Source organism: Bacteroides sp. HMSC067B03, assembly GCF_001811315.1.
In the GTDB taxonomy this organism is placed as follows: domain Bacteria; phylum Bacteroidota; class Bacteroidia; order Bacteroidales; family Bacteroidaceae; genus Bacteroides; species Bacteroides faecis.
Genome location: NZ_KV804417.1, coordinates 33,235 through 48,190, shown reverse-complemented (window position 1 = coordinate 48,190; position 14,956 = coordinate 33,235). Strand labels below are relative to the sequence as shown.

At 48.3% G+C, this 14,956-nt stretch carries 21 protein-coding genes; 18 read left to right on the top strand and 3 right to left on the bottom strand.

Features of this window, described 5'->3' with window-relative positions; translation table 11 throughout:
• Nucleotides 1–5: 5 nt before the first annotated feature.
• From HMPREF2794_RS21190 to HMPREF2794_RS21105, 18 genes are all read left to right on the top strand, one after another.
• The gene (locus tag HMPREF2794_RS21190; protein ID WP_227225854.1) at nt 6–392 is read left to right on the top strand and encodes a hypothetical protein; all 387 of its coding nucleotides are present in this window, start codon (nt 6–8) and stop codon (nt 390–392) included.
• Nucleotides 393–753: 361 nt separating this feature from the next.
• On the top strand, nt 754–1,512 hold the full coding sequence (locus HMPREF2794_RS21185; RefSeq protein WP_024986815.1) for a ParA family protein: 759 nt from the start codon (nt 754–756) through the stop codon (nt 1,510–1,512).
• 3 nt (nt 1,513–1,515) lie between these two features.
• Complete coding sequence (locus HMPREF2794_RS21180; RefSeq protein ID WP_024986816.1) at nt 1,516–1,878, top strand: DUF3408 domain-containing protein; 363 nt, start codon at nt 1,516–1,518, stop codon at nt 1,876–1,878.
• 12 nt (nt 1,879–1,890) lie between these two features.
• Nucleotides 1,891–2,613, top strand: coding sequence for a hypothetical protein (locus HMPREF2794_RS21175; RefSeq protein WP_036617877.1), 723 nt, complete (start codon nt 1,891–1,893; stop codon nt 2,611–2,613).
• Between the two features lie 148 nt (nt 2,614–2,761).
• The gene (locus tag HMPREF2794_RS21170; RefSeq protein WP_024986817.1) at nt 2,762–3,061 is read left to right on the top strand and encodes a DUF4134 domain-containing protein; all 300 of its coding nucleotides are present in this window, start codon (nt 2,762–2,764) and stop codon (nt 3,059–3,061) included.
• A gap of 31 nt (nt 3,062–3,092) precedes the next feature.
• Entirely contained in the window at nt 3,093–3,428 is a 336-nt protein-coding gene (locus HMPREF2794_RS21165; protein ID WP_024986818.1) for a DUF4133 domain-containing protein, read from the top strand.
• Nucleotides 3,413–5,938, top strand: coding sequence for a TraG family conjugative transposon ATPase (locus HMPREF2794_RS21160; RefSeq protein WP_057327756.1), 2,526 nt, complete (start codon nt 3,413–3,415; stop codon nt 5,936–5,938). Before HMPREF2794_RS21165 ends, HMPREF2794_RS21160 begins: the two co-directional genes overlap by 16 nt.
• Nucleotides 5,928–6,200 carry a DUF3876 domain-containing protein gene (locus HMPREF2794_RS21155; protein WP_024986820.1) on the top strand — a complete coding sequence of 91 codons (273 nt, stop codon included), beginning with the start codon at nt 5,928–5,930 and terminating at the stop codon, nt 6,198–6,200. Before HMPREF2794_RS21160 ends, HMPREF2794_RS21155 begins: the two co-directional genes overlap by 11 nt.
• Nucleotides 6,201–6,281: 81 nt before the next feature.
• On the top strand, nt 6,282–6,911 hold the full coding sequence (locus tag HMPREF2794_RS21150) for a DUF4141 domain-containing protein (RefSeq protein WP_036614157.1): 630 nt from the start codon (nt 6,282–6,284) through the stop codon (nt 6,909–6,911).
• Nucleotide 6,912: 1 nt separating this feature from the next.
• A complete protein-coding gene (gene traJ, locus HMPREF2794_RS21145) occupies nt 6,913–7,920 on the top strand; it encodes a conjugative transposon protein TraJ (RefSeq protein ID WP_036651044.1) in 1,008 nt (335 codons plus the stop codon).
• Between the two features lie 23 nt (nt 7,921–7,943).
• Nucleotides 7,944–8,567, top strand: a complete 624-nt coding sequence (traK, locus tag HMPREF2794_RS21140; protein ID WP_024986823.1) for a conjugative transposon protein TraK — start codon at nt 7,944–7,946, stop codon at nt 8,565–8,567.
• A 16-nt stretch (nt 8,568–8,583) separates the two neighbouring features.
• On the top strand, nt 8,584–8,910 hold the full coding sequence (locus tag HMPREF2794_RS21135; RefSeq protein ID WP_024986824.1) for a TraL conjugative transposon family protein: 327 nt from the start codon (nt 8,584–8,586) through the stop codon (nt 8,908–8,910).
• Nucleotides 8,858–10,186: a conjugative transposon protein TraM gene (gene traM, locus HMPREF2794_RS21130; protein WP_070752603.1), complete on the top strand. Its 1,329-nt coding sequence runs from the start codon at nt 8,858–8,860 to the stop codon at nt 10,184–10,186. Before HMPREF2794_RS21135 ends, traM begins: the two co-directional genes overlap by 53 nt.
• Before the next feature lie 41 nt (nt 10,187–10,227).
• Complete coding sequence (gene traN, locus HMPREF2794_RS21125) at nt 10,228–11,247, top strand: conjugative transposon protein TraN (protein WP_021936889.1); 1,020 nt, start codon at nt 10,228–10,230, stop codon at nt 11,245–11,247.
• 1 nt (nt 11,248) lies between these two features.
• Nucleotides 11,249–11,833 carry a conjugal transfer protein TraO gene (locus tag HMPREF2794_RS21120; RefSeq protein WP_070752600.1) on the top strand — a complete coding sequence of 195 codons (585 nt, stop codon included), beginning with the start codon at nt 11,249–11,251 and terminating at the stop codon, nt 11,831–11,833.
• A 3-nt stretch (nt 11,834–11,836) separates the two neighbouring features.
• The gene (locus tag HMPREF2794_RS21115) at nt 11,837–12,730 is read left to right on the top strand and encodes a DNA cytosine methyltransferase (RefSeq protein WP_036614171.1); all 894 of its coding nucleotides are present in this window, start codon (nt 11,837–11,839) and stop codon (nt 12,728–12,730) included.
• Between the two features lie 13 nt (nt 12,731–12,743).
• Entirely contained in the window at nt 12,744–13,190 is a 447-nt protein-coding gene (locus tag HMPREF2794_RS21110; protein ID WP_036614379.1) for a DUF3872 domain-containing protein, read from the top strand.
• On the top strand, nt 13,187–13,777 hold the full coding sequence (locus tag HMPREF2794_RS21105; protein ID WP_036614174.1) for a hypothetical protein: 591 nt from the start codon (nt 13,187–13,189) through the stop codon (nt 13,775–13,777). Before HMPREF2794_RS21110 ends, HMPREF2794_RS21105 begins: the two co-directional genes overlap by 4 nt.
• Before the next feature lie 61 nt (nt 13,778–13,838).
• Here the strand turns inward: HMPREF2794_RS21105 and HMPREF2794_RS21100 are convergent, their stop codons facing one another.
• Genes HMPREF2794_RS21100 through HMPREF2794_RS21090 form a run of 3 tightly spaced genes read right to left on the bottom strand, consistent with a single transcriptional unit; the run spans nt 13,839 to nt 14,951 of the window.
• Entirely contained in the window at nt 13,839–14,057 is a 219-nt protein-coding gene (locus tag HMPREF2794_RS21100) for a DUF3873 family protein (protein WP_036614187.1), read from the bottom strand.
• Nucleotides 14,058–14,085: 28 nt separating this feature from the next.
• Nucleotides 14,086–14,673, bottom strand: a complete 588-nt coding sequence (locus HMPREF2794_RS21095; RefSeq protein WP_036614190.1) for a hypothetical protein — start codon at nt 14,671–14,673, stop codon at nt 14,086–14,088.
• A gap of 20 nt (nt 14,674–14,693) precedes the next feature.
• Nucleotides 14,694–14,951, bottom strand: a complete 258-nt coding sequence (locus HMPREF2794_RS21090; RefSeq protein WP_024986832.1) for a hypothetical protein — start codon at nt 14,949–14,951, stop codon at nt 14,694–14,696.
• Between the last annotated feature and the right edge of the window lie 5 nt (nt 14,952–14,956).

The window sequence follows — 14,956 nt, the reverse complement described above, 5'->3', positions numbered from 1 at the left end:
TTTATGTGGTACAATTCCACCCGGATGGAATTGCCGCCGTTAGCTTCCCTCCCACAATTTGCGACTTCGGAGCAAATTGCAGCCCCCTGCAAGGGCAAGCGTTTTTTGCTGCAAAACGGAGTGGTGCTGCAAAAAACACAGCTTGCTATGTTCTGGTGAACATAAATCTTTCCTCTTCGGAGAGGAAAGAACGCTTTCGGGGAAAGCGGGGATTAACGACCGGCGGGAAGCAAACGACCCATTCCCCGGTTGGATGGCGCAAAGTTATATGGTTGTATAATTTGTTGTATATCAGCGATATTAGCCAAATTGCGCCAAATGATAGCCACTTGTACACATGGGGTGGAACAAAGGGGAAACGGGCAGTCAATGATGGCGAGATGACCGATTGACTAACTGAACGACCAATCGGTCAGGTAACCAATCAGACGGTTAGCTATTGCAACGTTGGTGTGGCTGACCAGCCAACCAAGCGGATAACCTTTTGTTCGGACAGTTTATTTATTGTTCGGCTGTTTTCTTGGCTGGTTATCCGATAGGCAATACAATCCAGTAATATCATGTGTGGTCGGACAAGTATCCGATTGGCTAATCAGACGGATAATCCTTCGGTCGGTTAGCTGTTCATCCAGCCATTCTATGTCAGGAGCCGGCCACTCGAACCTCGCCATTTCCCAACTATGAATTTTCCCTCTTTTTCCTTCTTTATTTGCGGCGTAGATTCAAAAGTATCACTTGTAAACAAACTGCATCATGAAAAAAGAAACACTCTTTATCGCCTTTTCCACTCAAAAGGGCGGAGCAGGAAAAACAACGCTGACCGTGCTGGTGGCAAGTTACTTGCACTATGTGAAAGGAATGAATGTGGCGGTAGTGGATTGCGACTACCCGCAACACAGTATTGCCGAGATGAGAAAACGTGACCTGAAAACGGTCATAGAGGACGAACATTATAAACTGATGGCGTACAAGCAACTGCAACGGATACGGAAGAAAGCCTATCCGATAGCGGAGAGTACGGCCGAGGACGCTATCACGAAAGCGGACGAACTGTTGGAAAAGATGCCGGAAACGGACATCGTGTTCTTCGACCTGCCGGGTACGGTAAACAGCACGGGCGTGCTGAACACGCTGGCGAACATGGACTATATCTTTTCCCCCATTGCTGCCGACAGGGTGGTGATGGAAAGTACACTCCGCTTTGCGAGCCGGCTGAATGATACGCTGATCGCTACGGGCAAGACGAATATCAAAGGGTTGTACCTGCTGTGGAACATGGTGGACGGTCGGGAGAAATCGGAACTGTACACGGTGTATGAAGAAGTGATCGGCGAACTGGGATTGAAAGTGCTGAATACCTTCTTGCCGGACAGCAAACGGTTCCGCCGTGAGTTGACGGGAGAACATAAGGCATTGTTCCGTTCCACGCTGTTCCCTGCGGACAGTACGCTGGTCAAAGGCAGTAACCTGAAAGAGATTACGGAAGAATTGTTGTCCATTATCAAAAAGTAGGCTATGGGAAACGAACGGAAAAAAATAAACCTGACGGACATTGACGAGAACTCTATAGTCGCCTCGTTCAAAGAAGAACGACCGGCAGACAGACAGGTGCAAGTGGCCGGAAATAAAAGACAGGCCGATGAAGAGAACGGATATGTCCGTCTGTTCATCCATGAGTCACCGGTCTGCGCACGGCTTGGCAAGACCATCTACTTGCGTAAAGAGTTCCACGAACGGATTCAGAAGATTGTCCAGACAATCGGGAACAACGAGATGTCCATATTCAGCTATGTGGACAATGTGCTGGAACAGCACTTTGCCACCTACCAAGACGAGATCACGAAGGAATATAAAAAACGAAGTACCGAACTGTTTTAACCCCCAGAAACCATGTCAGCAACCTTATTCTTACTTATCGGCGGCTATCTGCTGTGGATAGTCGCCTACCTCTGTTACGAGCGGAACAACCGAAAGAAGAGAGCGGAAAAAGCCGAGCAGATTCTTACCCGAATGGCGGTGGACGTAAGTGATATTTTAGGCAAAAGTACATTTTCTCTTAGCCACTCCACGCCACAAATACCCGGAAAAAATGAAAATGAAAAACCTGTAAATGAAGCCGATACTTTTGCATCGGAGAAGGAAAAGTACCCGAAAATAGTTTCCGCCGAGGAACTGGACAAATTGTTTGCCGAAGGGGATTCGATGCCGGAAGAACTGGAATTGATGGAAGATATGGATGTCCCTTTGGAGTTCCGGGAAGAACCGACTGATGATGATCCTCCGATAGACGATGACGAGCAGGACAAACGCCTGCCGGGATGCACACCGCAAGCTACGGGCATCCGCTTCGAGGACATGGGACTGGCGGTGCGTGTAGCGGTCAGTGGTGAAGCAGCCAGTGAAGAGGAAAGGCTTCAGGCCGGAAAGACGCTGGCAGAGCTTCGTAACACCCCGATGTTCGACCAACTGATCTCCGGTGATGCAGAACGTGAGGAACGGATCGGCTCGCTGATAGAGTTACACCTTACGGCATACCGCAGACGGAGCTGCCCGGACAGCGAATCGGCGACAGAAACCATACCGGATACTTTTTCCCTCAGTGATATTGTCTAACGAATAAAGTAAAATGTACATGAAGGAAAGAGATTACGGATAGCCCACCTATTTATTTCCCACGAGAAACCCCCAAACAAATTTAATTAACAACAGGACACGGCGGGTTCTTTTACCGTCGTGCTCCACATTCAAATCCAATTATTTTATGAATACGAAAAGACTTGTATTCGTGGCGGTTATACTGATCGCTACAGGCTCGCTCTATGCGCAAGGGAATGGTTCAGCCGGTATCACAGAAGCGACCAAGATGGTCACGAGCTATTTCGATCCGGGTACGAAATTGTGTTATGCCATCGGAGCCGTGATTGGCTTGGTCGGAGGGATTAAAGTGTACAATAAGTTTAGCTCCGGCGATCCGGATGTGAGCAAGGTGGCATCCTCTTGGTTCGGTGCGTGCATCTTTTTGATTGTCGCCGCCACTATCCTGCGTTCGTTCTTCCTCTAAGGGATAGATTCACCTATATATAATAATGTATATGGATTATGAACTGAACAAGGGGATCGGCGAGAGTGCGGAGTTCAAGGGACTCAAGGCGCAATACCTTTTCATTTTTGCCGGCGGGCTGCTGGCCCTGTTCGTGCTGTTTGTCATTCTCTATATGGCCGGAATCGGTCAATGGCTCTGCATAGCTTTCGGTGTAACGTCCGCTTCCGTATTGGTCTGGCTGACATTTTACTTGAACGGCAAGTTCGGAGAACATGGGCTGATGAAGCTGTTGGCCAAGAAACAGCACCCCCGCTACCTGATCAACCGAATCAGTCCCCGAAAGTTATTCACGATTAAAAAGAAGAATGTATGCGGAACACACTAAAAGCTGCCACATTGGAAAGCAAGTTTCCGCTTCTCGCTGTCGAAGCGGACTGTATCATTTCCAAAGATGCGGACATCACCGCCGTCTTTGAGGTGGAACTACCCGAACTCTTCACGGTGACGGCGGCAGAGTATGAGGCTATCCATGCGGCATGGGCAAAGGCCATCAAGGTACTGCCCAATTATACAGTGGTACATAAGCAGGATTGGTTTATCCGGGAGGATTACCGCAGCCAGACAGACAAGGAGAATTTAAGTTTCCTTTCCCGAAGTTACGAGCTGCACTTCAATGAGCGACCTTTCCTGAACCATAAATGCTATCTGTACCTGACCAAGACAACGAAAGAGCGCATGAGGATGCAGAGCAATTTCTCTTCGCTGTGCAGAGGATTCATCATCCCCAAAGAGGTGGACAAAGATACTACCGCCTATTTTCTGGATACGGTGGGGCAATTCGCCCGGATCGTAAACGATACGGGACTGGTGCGTCTAAGACGGCTTGGCGGTGATGAGATTACCGGTACGGAGGATAAGGCCGGACTGGTGGAGAAATATTTCTGTCTGTCAATGGCAGATACCACTACGCTGGAAGACATTGAACTCGGAGATGACGGCCTGCGTGTCGGTGACAAGCACGTTTCGGTGCATACGCTCTCGGAACTGGATGCGTTACCCAACAAAGTGGGTACGGACTGCCGGTATGAGCGATTATCAACGGACAAAAGCGACTGCAAGCTGTCATTCGCCAGTCCGGTAGGTCTGCTGCTCTCGTGCAATCATCTATACAACCAGTATGTTTTTCTGGATGACAGCGGCGAGAACCTGCAACGTTTTGAGAAGAGCGCACGCAACATGCAGTCGCTCTCGAAGTACTCACGGAGCAACCAGATTAATAAAGAGTGGATTGACCTGTACCTGAATGACGCACATTCGTTCGGGCTTACCTCGGTACGTGCCCACTGCAACATTATCGCATGGACGGATAACCCGATGGAGGTGAAGAACATGCGCAATGACGTGGGTAGTCAGATCGCCATGATGGAATGCAAGCCACGCCATAACACGGTGGACGCCGCCACACTGTATTGGGCGGCGATGCCGGGAAACGGTGCGGACTTCCCGGCGGAGGAGAGTTTCTACACGTTCATCGAACAGGCTCTCTGTTTCTGGGTGGAAGAAACGAACTACCGCAGCTCAGTTTCACCTTTCGGGCTGAAGATGTCAGACCGCATCAGCGGGAAACCGCTGCACGTGGACATTTCCGACCTGCCGATGAAACGTGGCGTAACTACCAACCGAAACAAATTCGTATTAGGTGGTTCGGGAAGCGGCAAATCATTCTTTATGAATCATTTGGCAAGGCAGTATTATGAACAGGGCACACACGTGGTATTGATCGACACGGGAAACAGTTACCAAGGGCTTTGCTCGCTGATACACCAAAAGACTGGGGGCAAGGATGGTATCTACTTTACTTATACGGACGAAAACCCGATAGCGTTCAATCCTTTTTTCACGGATGATAAAGTTTTCGATATAGAGAAACGTGAGAGTATCAAGACATTGATCCTCACACTCTGGAAAAAGGACAATGAACCGGCGACACGTTCGGAAGAAGTGGCATTATCCAATGCGGTGGCTCTGTATATCAGGCGTATCAAGGAGGATGAAAGTATCATTCCCTCGTTCAACACCTTTTACGAGTTCGTAAAAACGGACTACCGAAAGATTCTGGAAGAGAAGCAGGTACGGGAAAAGGATTTCGACCTTGCGGGTTTCCTGAATGTATTGGAGCCTTATTACCGTGGCGGAGAATATGATTTTCTGCTTAACTCCGATAAGCAGCTTGACTTGCTCGGCAAGCGGTTTATTGTATTCGAAATCGATCAAATTAAAGATCACCCCATTCTTTTCCCGGTGACGACTATCATTATCATGGAGTTGTTTATCAACAAGATGCGCCGTTTGAAGGGAGTGCGCAAGATGATCATCATAGAGGAAGCGTGGAAGGCTATCGCCAAGGAGGGGATGGCGGATTATATCCGCTATCTATTTAAGACTGTCCGCAAATTTTATGGAGAAGCGGTTGTCGTGACGCAAGAAGTCGATGACATCATTTCCTCGCCTATCGTGAAGGAGTCCATTGTGAACAATAGCGATTGCAAGATTTTGCTTGACCAAAGGAAGTATCTTAACAAGTTCTCGCAGATACAGTCCCTGCTCGGTCTGACGGACAAGGAGAAGGCACAAATCCTGTCGGTGAACATGTCCAATGATCCGCAACGCAAATACAAGGAGGTATGGTTCGGATTGGGAGGCGTACAGTCAACGGTGTACGCCACAGAGGTATCGCTTGAGGAATATATGTGCTACACGACTGAAGAGAGTGAGAAGGTGGAAGTGGAACAACTGGCGGAACAGTTGGACGGCAACATCGAGCTGGCTATCAAGAGGCTTGCGGAAAAGAAACGAGCCCAAAGCTCTGAAATACCTAATGCCTATGGAATATGAAAACTTGTTTCCGCTCTACTGGATATGTGGGGAGTGGAAGAGCAACCGCAAATCACCGCCCGTCACAGTATTCCGTGACGGTGGCGCATACAGGATTGCCCTGATCTACCATCTTGATGCGGTGGTGGTCGGCACGATCCACCGAAGTGGCGGCATCATCTGGGCAGACCTGCTGGGAAGGGTACAGCTCGCTTATGACCGGGAGGAAGACCGTCTGGTGCTGGCTACCGAAGGGATATATATACGTGCGGATGATTCATAAGGAAAAAGGGAGAACTTCGGTTCTCCTGTAAAATGGCAGGAACAACTATCTGATTTATTTAACATTAAAATTTAAAAAGACATGAAACGAATAATGGCTGTTTGTCTGGTCGGGCTGCTTTGCTCGACCATGACGGTAAAAGCACAATGGGTAACATTCGATCCCTCGAACCTTGCACAAAGCATCGTGAATACAACCCGTAACGTGTTGCAAACCACGACGACGGCAGAAAATATGGTGAAGAATTTTCAGGAAACTGTCAAGATCTACGAACAGGGAAAGCGTTATTATGACGCTTTGAAAGCGGTCAACAATCTGGTGAAGGATGCCCGCAAGGTACAGCAGACCGTTCTTCTGGTCGGTGAAATATCGGACATCTATGTAAACTCTTTCCAGAAAATGCTGACGGACGAGAACTATACACCGGACGAGCTTTCGGCAATCGCTTCCGGGTATGCGAAGATGCTGGAAGAGAGTAGCGCTATGCTGAACGAGATGAAGACCGTTGTGACCGCCACCGGTCTTTCCATGACGGATAAAGAACGTATGGACGTGATCGACCGTGTGTATCGTGACGTGAGGAACCAACGTAATCTGGTCAGGTATTACACGAACCGAAACATCGGTATCTCTTACCTGCGTGCGAAAAAGAAGAACGATACCCAAAGGGTGCTGGACTTGTACGGAACGGACAATCAAAGATACTGGTGACATGGCAGGCGAGGAAACTTTCAGCAACCTTCACGAAGTGTTGCGTAACCTTTATGACGAGATGATGCCACTCTGTTCGGACATCACGGGAGTGGCAACCGGAGTGGCTGCGCTGGGTGCGTTGTTTTATGTGGCCTCACGGGTGTGGCAGGCTCTTTCGAGAGCTGAGCCGATTGACATTTACCCGCTTTTCAGACCTTTTTGTTTGGGAGCGTGCATCATGTTCTTTCCTACATTCGTTTTGGGGACTATCAACGGGATCATGAGTCCGGTGGTCACCGGATGTCACGGTATCATGGAAGGTCAGACGCTGAGCATACGGGAGTATTCCGAGAAGCGGCAGAAGCTGGAATACGAGGCGATGAAAAGGAATCCGGAAACAGCGTATCTGGTCGATAATGAGGAATATGAACGTCAGATCGAGGATCTGGGATGGTCGCCTTCGGATTTGAAAGCAATGGCGGGCATGGCGATGGAACGCATCAAATATCAGGCCAAACAGAGCATGAGTAATTTCTTCCGAAGTTTTCTGGAACTGCTGTTCCAGTCAGTATCGCTGATACTGGACACGCTAAGAACCTTCTTCCTGATTGTGTTGAGTATTTTGGGCCCCCTGTCGTTCGCCATATCGGTGTACGATGGTTTCCATAATACGATGATCCAATGGATTTGCCAGTATGTCAGCATTTATCTATGGTTGCCTATATCCGACCTGTTCAGTTCCGTGTTGGCAAGGATTCAGGTATTGATGATCGAGAAGGACATCGCCGCACTGAGTGATCCTACTTATGTACCCGACGTAAATAATTCCGCTTACATCATCTTCATGCTGATAGCCATTGTGGGATATTTCACTATTCCGACTGTATCGACATGGGTGATTCAGGCATCGGGAGCCGGAAACTATGGCAAGCAGGTGAACTCTTGGTCGATGAAGGGTGGCCGTGCGGCAGCTGCGGTCACGGGTGCTTCTGTCGGTCATGTGGCCGGTAAGCTAAGAGGAAAATAAATCAAAGTAAAATCTTGGAATATATGGAATTTAAAAGTTTGAAAAATATAGAAACGAGCTTCCGGCAAATCCGTACGATGGGTATCGTATTCGTTTCGCTCTGTGCGCTGGTTACCGGCTATGCGCTTTGGAGTTCCTATCGGTTTGCAGAACGGCAAAGGGAGAAGATCTATGTGCTTGACAATGGGAAATCCCTGATATTGGCTCTTTCCCAAGACCTTTCACAGAACCGGCCGGTGGAGGCGAAAGAACATATCCGGCGTTTTCATGAACTGTTTTTTACTTTGTCACCCGACAAGGCGGCTATCGAATCGAATATCCGCCGTGCGTTATTCCTGTGCGATGAGAGTGCGTTCCGCTACTACAAGGACTGGGAGGAAAAGGGGTATTATAACCGGATCATTTCCGCAAATATTAACCAAAGCATCCGGGTGGACAGTGTGGCGTGCGATTTCAATCATTATCCATACGTGGTGACGACTTACGCACGGCAGTCGCTCGTCAGGTCGAGTAACATCACGGAACGAAGCCTTGTCACCCGTTGCCGGCTGTTGAACTCGGTCAGGTCGGACAATAATCCGCACGGCTTTACGATGGAACAATTCAATATTTTGGAGAACAGGGATTTGAGAACCATTGAACGATAACTAAAAAAAACGAAGAATGAACCGATTGAAGAAATGGATCAGGTACGTGCCTGACAGGATAGACGACGGACTCCGCTATCTGTGCGGACGGATGTCGCCCGATGTACGGCTCATCTGCGTAGTGGTTATGCTCATCGGCTTCGGCTGTTTGTCGATATACATGACGGTATCTTCAATATACCATATCGGCAAGCGTGAGGGAGAACAATTGCAAATAGAGCATCTCAGGCAGATGGAACTGCATAGGGGAATAAATAAGGATAGTATAAACATTAAAAATCAGGTAGATTATGGAGAACCTAAGAAATCAGGACCGGCAACCGACGAACGCTACAAAGCCTGAAAAGGCGGAAAAGAAGGGGCAAAAAGCGGAAAAGGATAAAAAAGAAGTCAAGCCTCTGACTCCGGAAGAGATACGCAGACGGAAGAAGATGCTCGTGTATCCACTGTTCTTTCTCGTGTTTCTGGGAGCGATGTGGCTGATATTCGCTCCTTCAGACCGTGACGAGCCATTAAGGGAAGGATTTAACGTGGACGTTCCGATGCCGGAGGACAAAGGGTTGTTGTCGGATAAAAAGACCGCCTACGAACAAAGTGACTTTGAAAAGAGGCAAAGGGAAAAAATGAACATGCTTCAAGATCTGGCGGTGTCATTGGAACGGGAAGAGCCGATGACGGATGGAGTATTCCTTACGGAAGAAAACACGAATAATGACGGTTCGTCTATCCGTTCCTCCGCCAATGCCTACCAAGACATCAACCGGCAGTTGGGTAGTTTTTATGAAACACGACCTGAAGGAGATGATCAGAAAACGCTGGAACTGGAATGGCGTATTCAGGAGCTGGAGCGTCAGGCGGAGGAAGAGCGTCAGGCGAGGGAAAACGGCGAGGAACAACTTCGGCTGATGGAGAAGTCCTATGAAATGGCTGCAAAGTACATGCCGGGCGGCGGTGGCGAAGCCAAACAAGTCGCCGTGTCTTCCTCTACGGGTAAAACTCCGGTCTGTCCGGTTACACAGGTAGCGGAACAGGTGGTCAGCCTATTGGCTGCCCCACTGTCCGATGAAGAGTTCACCCAACAATACGGCAAGCCCAGAAACATGGGTTTCCACACGGTGGGGACAGTCCGGAGCCGTACGGAAAGGAACGGTATCCGTGCCTGCGTGTACAGGACGGTAACGGTTTCGGGCAGCGACGGTCAGGAGGTGGGACTCCGCCTGCTGGAGCCGGTGCAGGCCGGGGAGTTGTACATACCCGCCAACACGATACTGACCGGCACGGCGAAAATCAGCGGTGAACGCATGGAAATCACCGTTTCCTCGGTCGCCTTTCAGGGAACAATCCTGCCGGTGGAACTGGACGCTTATGACACGAGGGGCATGAAGGGCATTGAGGTCAGGGGATCGCAGGAGCTTACCGCCGTCAAGGAGATGGCGGCCAACATGGGTTCGGCAATGGGAAGCAGCATCAATATCTCCACCAATGCCGGCGCACAGCTGGCTGCGGACTTGGGCAAAGGGGTGATACAGGGCGCATCGCAATACCTTTCCACAAAGTTCAGGACTGCCAAGGCGACTTTGAAGGCGGATTACGAGCTATTGCTCGTGTCAAGACAATAAACGGTTAAAATCAATTTATTAATCAAGAAAAAACAACAAGCATGAAAAAAGTAATTTTAATGATGGCTTTTGCCATTGGTATGACCGGTGCGTATGCACAAAAGACCGTGAAAGTGGAAAAGACGGGAAATGACACGGAAGAAACGGCGGATTCCGGAGAAACGGAAACCACGCCGCTGCCGGATAAGGAGGACGCAAGGCGCAGCCCGTCCACCGGTGATTTGTTTGACGGGCTGACACGTCCGGTGACATTCGACCGGATGGTTCCTCCATACGCCTTGGAGGTGACATTCAATAAAACTGTACACCTTATCTTCCCGGCTGCTATCAAGTATGTGGATCTGGGATCGGCTGACATTCTTGCCGGCAAAGCGGACGGTTCGGAGAACGTGCTTCGGGTGAAAGCGGCGTTGAGGGACTTCTCCCGTGAAACGAATCTGGCGGTGATCACGGATGACGGCAGCTATTATACATTCAACGTGAAGTATGCGGACGAGCCGGCCAAGCTGAATATCGAGATGAAAGACTTCATCCATGATGGCGAGGCGGTGAACCGGCCGAACAACTCGCAGGAAATCTACCTTACGGAACTCGGCAGCGAGTCCCCGCTGCTGGTACGGCTGATCATGAAGTCCGTCTATGACAACAACAAACGTCTGGTGAAGCATATCGGCTGCAAGCGCTTCGGCATCCAGTATATCCTGAAGGGGATTTATACGCACAACGGTCTGCTTTATTTCCATACGGAACTGAAAAACGCTTCCAACGTGCCGTTCTCCGTTGACTTCGTCACTTTTAAGGTGGTGGATAAAAAGGTTGCAAAACGTACCGCCATTCAGGAACAGGTTATCGTGCCGCTTCGTGCCTTCAACTATGTGACGGCGGTTGACGGAAAGAGCAAGGAACGGACGGTATTTACCCTGCCCAAATTCACCCTTCTGGATGACAAGCAGCTGGTTGTCGAGATGAACGAGCAGAACGGGGGAAGGCATCAGCGGTTTATTCTGACCAACGCCGAGCTGATCCGTGCCAGAGTCATTAACGAACTGAAGGTGAAATAGTATGAAAAGGGTATCTGTTATTATATGTATACTTTTGTGCTTTGTCCTGACGGACAAGGCACATGCCCAACGTTGCCTGCCCGGTACAAAAGGGCTGCGTATTACCGCCGGCATGACGGACGGCTTTCACACTGCGGACAAACGTAACGAGCTGGGTTACCATTTCGGGATGGGAACGGACAGATATGTGAACGGCTGCCATAAGTGGGTATTCGGTGGCGAGTATCTCCAGAAGTATTATCCATACAAGGACATACGTGTCCCGGTTTCCCAATTCACTGCGGAAGGCGGCTATTATTATAATTTCCTTTCGGATGCCAACAAGGTGTTTCTCTGCTATGCCGGCGGTTCGGTGCTGGCGGGATATGAAACCGTGAATTGGGGCACAGGCACGCTGTTCGACGGCTCACGCCTGTGTGCCGGGGATGCGTTTGTCTATGGCGGTGCGGTATCGCTGGAGATAGAAACCTATCTTACCAATCAGGTAGTATTGCTGTTCCATGCCCGTGAGCGTTGTCTTTGGGGAAATGACAGCGGGCATTTTCATTTCCAATTCGGGGTGGGACTGAAATTTATAATTAATTAGGGCATGGTTCTTTTGGAATTATTTTCGGGTATTGGTGGCTTTAGTAAAGGATTGCAGGCTGCCGGATACTCGTTTGAGAAAGTATATTTCTCGGAGATAGAAAAAAATGCAATCGCCAACTTCAAATACAATTTTCCTTATGCGGAACATATCGGATCGGTTACAGAAATCGGAACAGCGAGAATCGAACATCCCGACATCATCACTTTCGGAAGTCCTTGCCAGAATTTTAGTTCAGTCGGCGACGGTAGCGGACTGCGTGGAGGGGCAAGTTCCCTTGTCTGGTATGCTGTCGAAGCCGTCAGGAGATTCAGACCTGACGTTTTTATCTGGGAGAATGTTAAGGGAGTCTTCTTCGCAAAGCATCGATCAGATTTTTGGAGCATTATCAAAGCGTTTGCCGACATTGGCGGTTATCGACTTGAATGGCAATTGTTTAATACGGCATGGTTTCTACCCCAAAACAGAGAGAGAATCTACCTTGTCGGACGTGTTGCAGACCGATGTACCGGAGATGTATTTCCTTTCCCGGCGCCGGGTGGAGGGAATCCTCCGTGCAGGAAAGACACGGTTTATCCCCGTGCCTGCGGAACGATAACACGTAACTACTACAAACAACCCAATTTAGGTAACTATCTGATAAACCTGAAACCGGGAGAAACTTTTAATGGACAACCGACCAAAGATCAGAAAGCCCGAATCCGTATGCTGACGGAGGTGGAATGTGAACGCTTGCAAGGCTTTCCCGATGATTTTACCAGATATGGAATTTTCAATGAGGAAGTGGGTACAATCTCACGAGCCAACCGGTATGCGATGCTTGGCAATGCTGTAAGCGTGCCGGTGGTACGTACCATAGCGGAACGAATCAGAAGAAACACAGTCTTAAACGATTAATTTTTTAATGTGTATGAAAAATATGATAGAAACATTGTTTATTGTTGCATTCACGCTTATCGGCGTGATTTGTGTAACTGCCTGTTCTGACAAATTGGACGTTCAGCAGGTGTATGAGTTTGATTTGGCGACCTTGCCGGTGCAGACGACAATCGTAAAGGGCGAGGAAGCGGAAATTCGTTGCCAGCTCATAAGAAGCGGTAAGTATCAGGATACTAAATACTTTATCAGATATTTCCAACCGACAGGCAAAGGGGAACTTCGCATGGAGGACGATACGGTTTTGTTGCCGAATGACCTGTATCCGTTGCCGGAAGAAACATTCAGGCTCTATTACAAGTCACTTGACACAGACCAACAGAAAATAGATATTTACATTCTTGATTCCTTCGGCCAGATTGTGCAAAAGTCTTTTGCTTTTAACAATGAAGTGGACGATAAAAAGGAGGATACCGAATGATCTATGCCGGATATACTCTGAAAAAAAGCAGCGACGAGCAGTACACGCCGGCTTATGCGGTGGCTCCTATAATCAAATATATACCCGGAAATAAAATCGTCTGGTGTCCGTTTGATACGGAACATAGTGAATATGTGTTGGCGTTGAAAGCCGCCGGTATCAGGGTGGTTCACTCCCATATCCTTACCGGTGAGGACTTCTTCGTTTACGAGCCGGAAGAATGGGATCTGATTGTTTCCAATCCGCCGTTCAGTATCAAGCAGAAGGTTGTGGCACGCTGCCTTGCACTCGGCAAACCGTTTGCGTTACTGCTTTCCAACCTATGGTTGAACAGTAGTGCGCCAGCTCGCTTGTTCCGGGAAAAGGAGATGCAGATGTTGTTGTTTGACAAGCGTATTCAATTTACGGAAAAGAATGCCGCCTATTTCGGATCAAGTTACTTTTGTTGGAAAGTCCTTCCAAAACAGATCGTGTTTGAGAATCTGAACCGTTCCAGATATGAGGAGAGCCGGATGGCTGATGACATGAAGAAATATGTTGGTACGTTGTCCGCATCCACACGGCGTGGAAGAACCGAACCTGAATGAAAACTAATGAGATAGCTCCCTTTACCGGCTTCCATTCCGGTAAAGGGAGCTTGTTTCTGTATTATTTCCTATCCTCTTTCTTTTTAAGCCATTCATTACACTGTCGCCTGCACTCTTCCAATGTAGGCTTTACACAGGAGAAAAGTTCATTGTCTGCCGTATCCCTGTAATCATAATGGTAGAATGTGCGCCTTTTCCGTCCTATGGTCATTTGGAATTTTTCATATTTCTCACCTGCCTTGCAGGTTGAAACTCCGTTCTTGTTCATTTTCGTTGTCATAACTTATGGATTTTATGGTTCATGAATATTAAAACAGACTTAATTGTCGGGGTTGGGTGTATTGCCGTTTGATTTCCAGTAATTTACCTTTCAGGTTGCGGATAATATTCGGGTTATAATTGCCTCTGTCAGAATCAGAGTTATGTTCCGCTTTATTGTATTGTTGCTCCAACAGGCGGATTCCTTGCCGGACAGCTTCTTTATAATCTCTGACAGGTGCATCCCAAACGGACGGGTGGCTACCGCCTCCGGCTGTGCCGGTACACCAATTGATGGTTACCGTATACGTTCCGTCAATGGATTGTCCGATGTGGATTGTATTGAATGTGTCCAATTTGATTTCCTCTATTATCGGTAACATGCCATTTATCCAACCGTGTTCGTTGAACTGCTTGCCAATATAGCCGAAAATCAACCCTCTTTCATACGTGCGCACGTTGAGTATGATGTGGCGTACACTCTTTCCAAAACTCTCGAAATAAGCGATTTGTTCCGTATCGTTACGGTGTATCGCTAACAAGTAACGAAGGACAGCATTACGTTCTATCCTGCAAGGATTGTATTCTACAATCTCCTGCAATTTCTCTTCTCGTGTCATTTGAGATATTGGTTTCATATCATCTATATGTTAGAGGGTTAAAATTCTGCAATGAATAGCCGACTTTGGATGAACAGTACATTCCCTTTGGAAATGCGCTGGTTGCACCAGAAATGGTGTGAACCGTAGCCGTAAGTGAAATACTCGTCCAGTTCGGTCGTTTCCCGAAGTTTATCAATAGATTGGCGGAGTTCTTCTTCTGTCCGGCAAAAGAGAAGGGTATTTACTAGTTGGATAAGGAGTGCAGGGATTTTTTCATCCCATGCACAAATTACGGTTTCAAATGTTACGTTCATATTTT

Excerpts from the sequence above, each read along its gene's own strand:
- HMPREF2794_RS21185 (WP_024986815.1), top strand. The coding sequence starts at position 754 with ATGAAAAAAGAAACACTCTTTATCGCCTTTTCCACTCAAAAGGGCGGA.
- HMPREF2794_RS21180 (WP_024986816.1), top strand. The coding sequence starts at position 1,516 with ATGGGAAACGAACGGAAAAAAATAAACCTGACGGACATTGACGAGAAC.
- HMPREF2794_RS21175 (WP_036617877.1), top strand. The coding sequence starts at position 1,891 with ATGTCAGCAACCTTATTCTTACTTATCGGCGGCTATCTGCTGTGGATA.
- HMPREF2794_RS21170 (WP_024986817.1), top strand. The coding sequence starts at position 2,762 with ATGAATACGAAAAGACTTGTATTCGTGGCGGTTATACTGATCGCTACA.
- HMPREF2794_RS21165 (WP_024986818.1), top strand. The coding sequence starts at position 3,093 with ATGGATTATGAACTGAACAAGGGGATCGGCGAGAGTGCGGAGTTCAAG.
- HMPREF2794_RS21160 (WP_057327756.1), top strand. The coding sequence starts at position 3,413 with ATGCGGAACACACTAAAAGCTGCCACATTGGAAAGCAAGTTTCCGCTT.
- HMPREF2794_RS21155 (WP_024986820.1), top strand. The coding sequence starts at position 5,928 with ATGGAATATGAAAACTTGTTTCCGCTCTACTGGATATGTGGGGAGTGG.
- HMPREF2794_RS21150 (WP_036614157.1), top strand. The coding sequence starts at position 6,282 with ATGAAACGAATAATGGCTGTTTGTCTGGTCGGGCTGCTTTGCTCGACC.
- traJ (WP_036651044.1), top strand. The coding sequence starts at position 6,913 with ATGGCAGGCGAGGAAACTTTCAGCAACCTTCACGAAGTGTTGCGTAAC.
- traK (WP_024986823.1), top strand. The coding sequence starts at position 7,944 with ATGGAATTTAAAAGTTTGAAAAATATAGAAACGAGCTTCCGGCAAATC.
- HMPREF2794_RS21135 (WP_024986824.1), top strand. The coding sequence starts at position 8,584 with ATGAACCGATTGAAGAAATGGATCAGGTACGTGCCTGACAGGATAGAC.
- traM (WP_070752603.1), top strand. The coding sequence starts at position 8,858 with ATGGAGAACCTAAGAAATCAGGACCGGCAACCGACGAACGCTACAAAG.
- traN (WP_021936889.1), top strand. The coding sequence starts at position 10,228 with ATGAAAAAAGTAATTTTAATGATGGCTTTTGCCATTGGTATGACCGGT.
- HMPREF2794_RS21120 (WP_070752600.1), top strand. The coding sequence starts at position 11,249 with ATGAAAAGGGTATCTGTTATTATATGTATACTTTTGTGCTTTGTCCTG.
- HMPREF2794_RS21115 (WP_036614171.1), top strand. The coding sequence starts at position 11,837 with ATGGTTCTTTTGGAATTATTTTCGGGTATTGGTGGCTTTAGTAAAGGA.
- HMPREF2794_RS21110 (WP_036614379.1), top strand. The coding sequence starts at position 12,744 with ATGAAAAATATGATAGAAACATTGTTTATTGTTGCATTCACGCTTATC.
- HMPREF2794_RS21105 (WP_036614174.1), top strand. The coding sequence starts at position 13,187 with ATGATCTATGCCGGATATACTCTGAAAAAAAGCAGCGACGAGCAGTAC.
- HMPREF2794_RS21100 (WP_036614187.1), bottom strand. The coding sequence starts at position 14,057 with ATGACAACGAAAATGAACAAGAACGGAGTTTCAACCTGCAAGGCAGGT.
- HMPREF2794_RS21095 (WP_036614190.1), bottom strand. The coding sequence starts at position 14,673 with ATGAAACCAATATCTCAAATGACACGAGAAGAGAAATTGCAGGAGATT.
- HMPREF2794_RS21090 (WP_024986832.1), bottom strand. The coding sequence starts at position 14,951 with ATGAACGTAACATTTGAAACCGTAATTTGTGCATGGGATGAAAAAATC.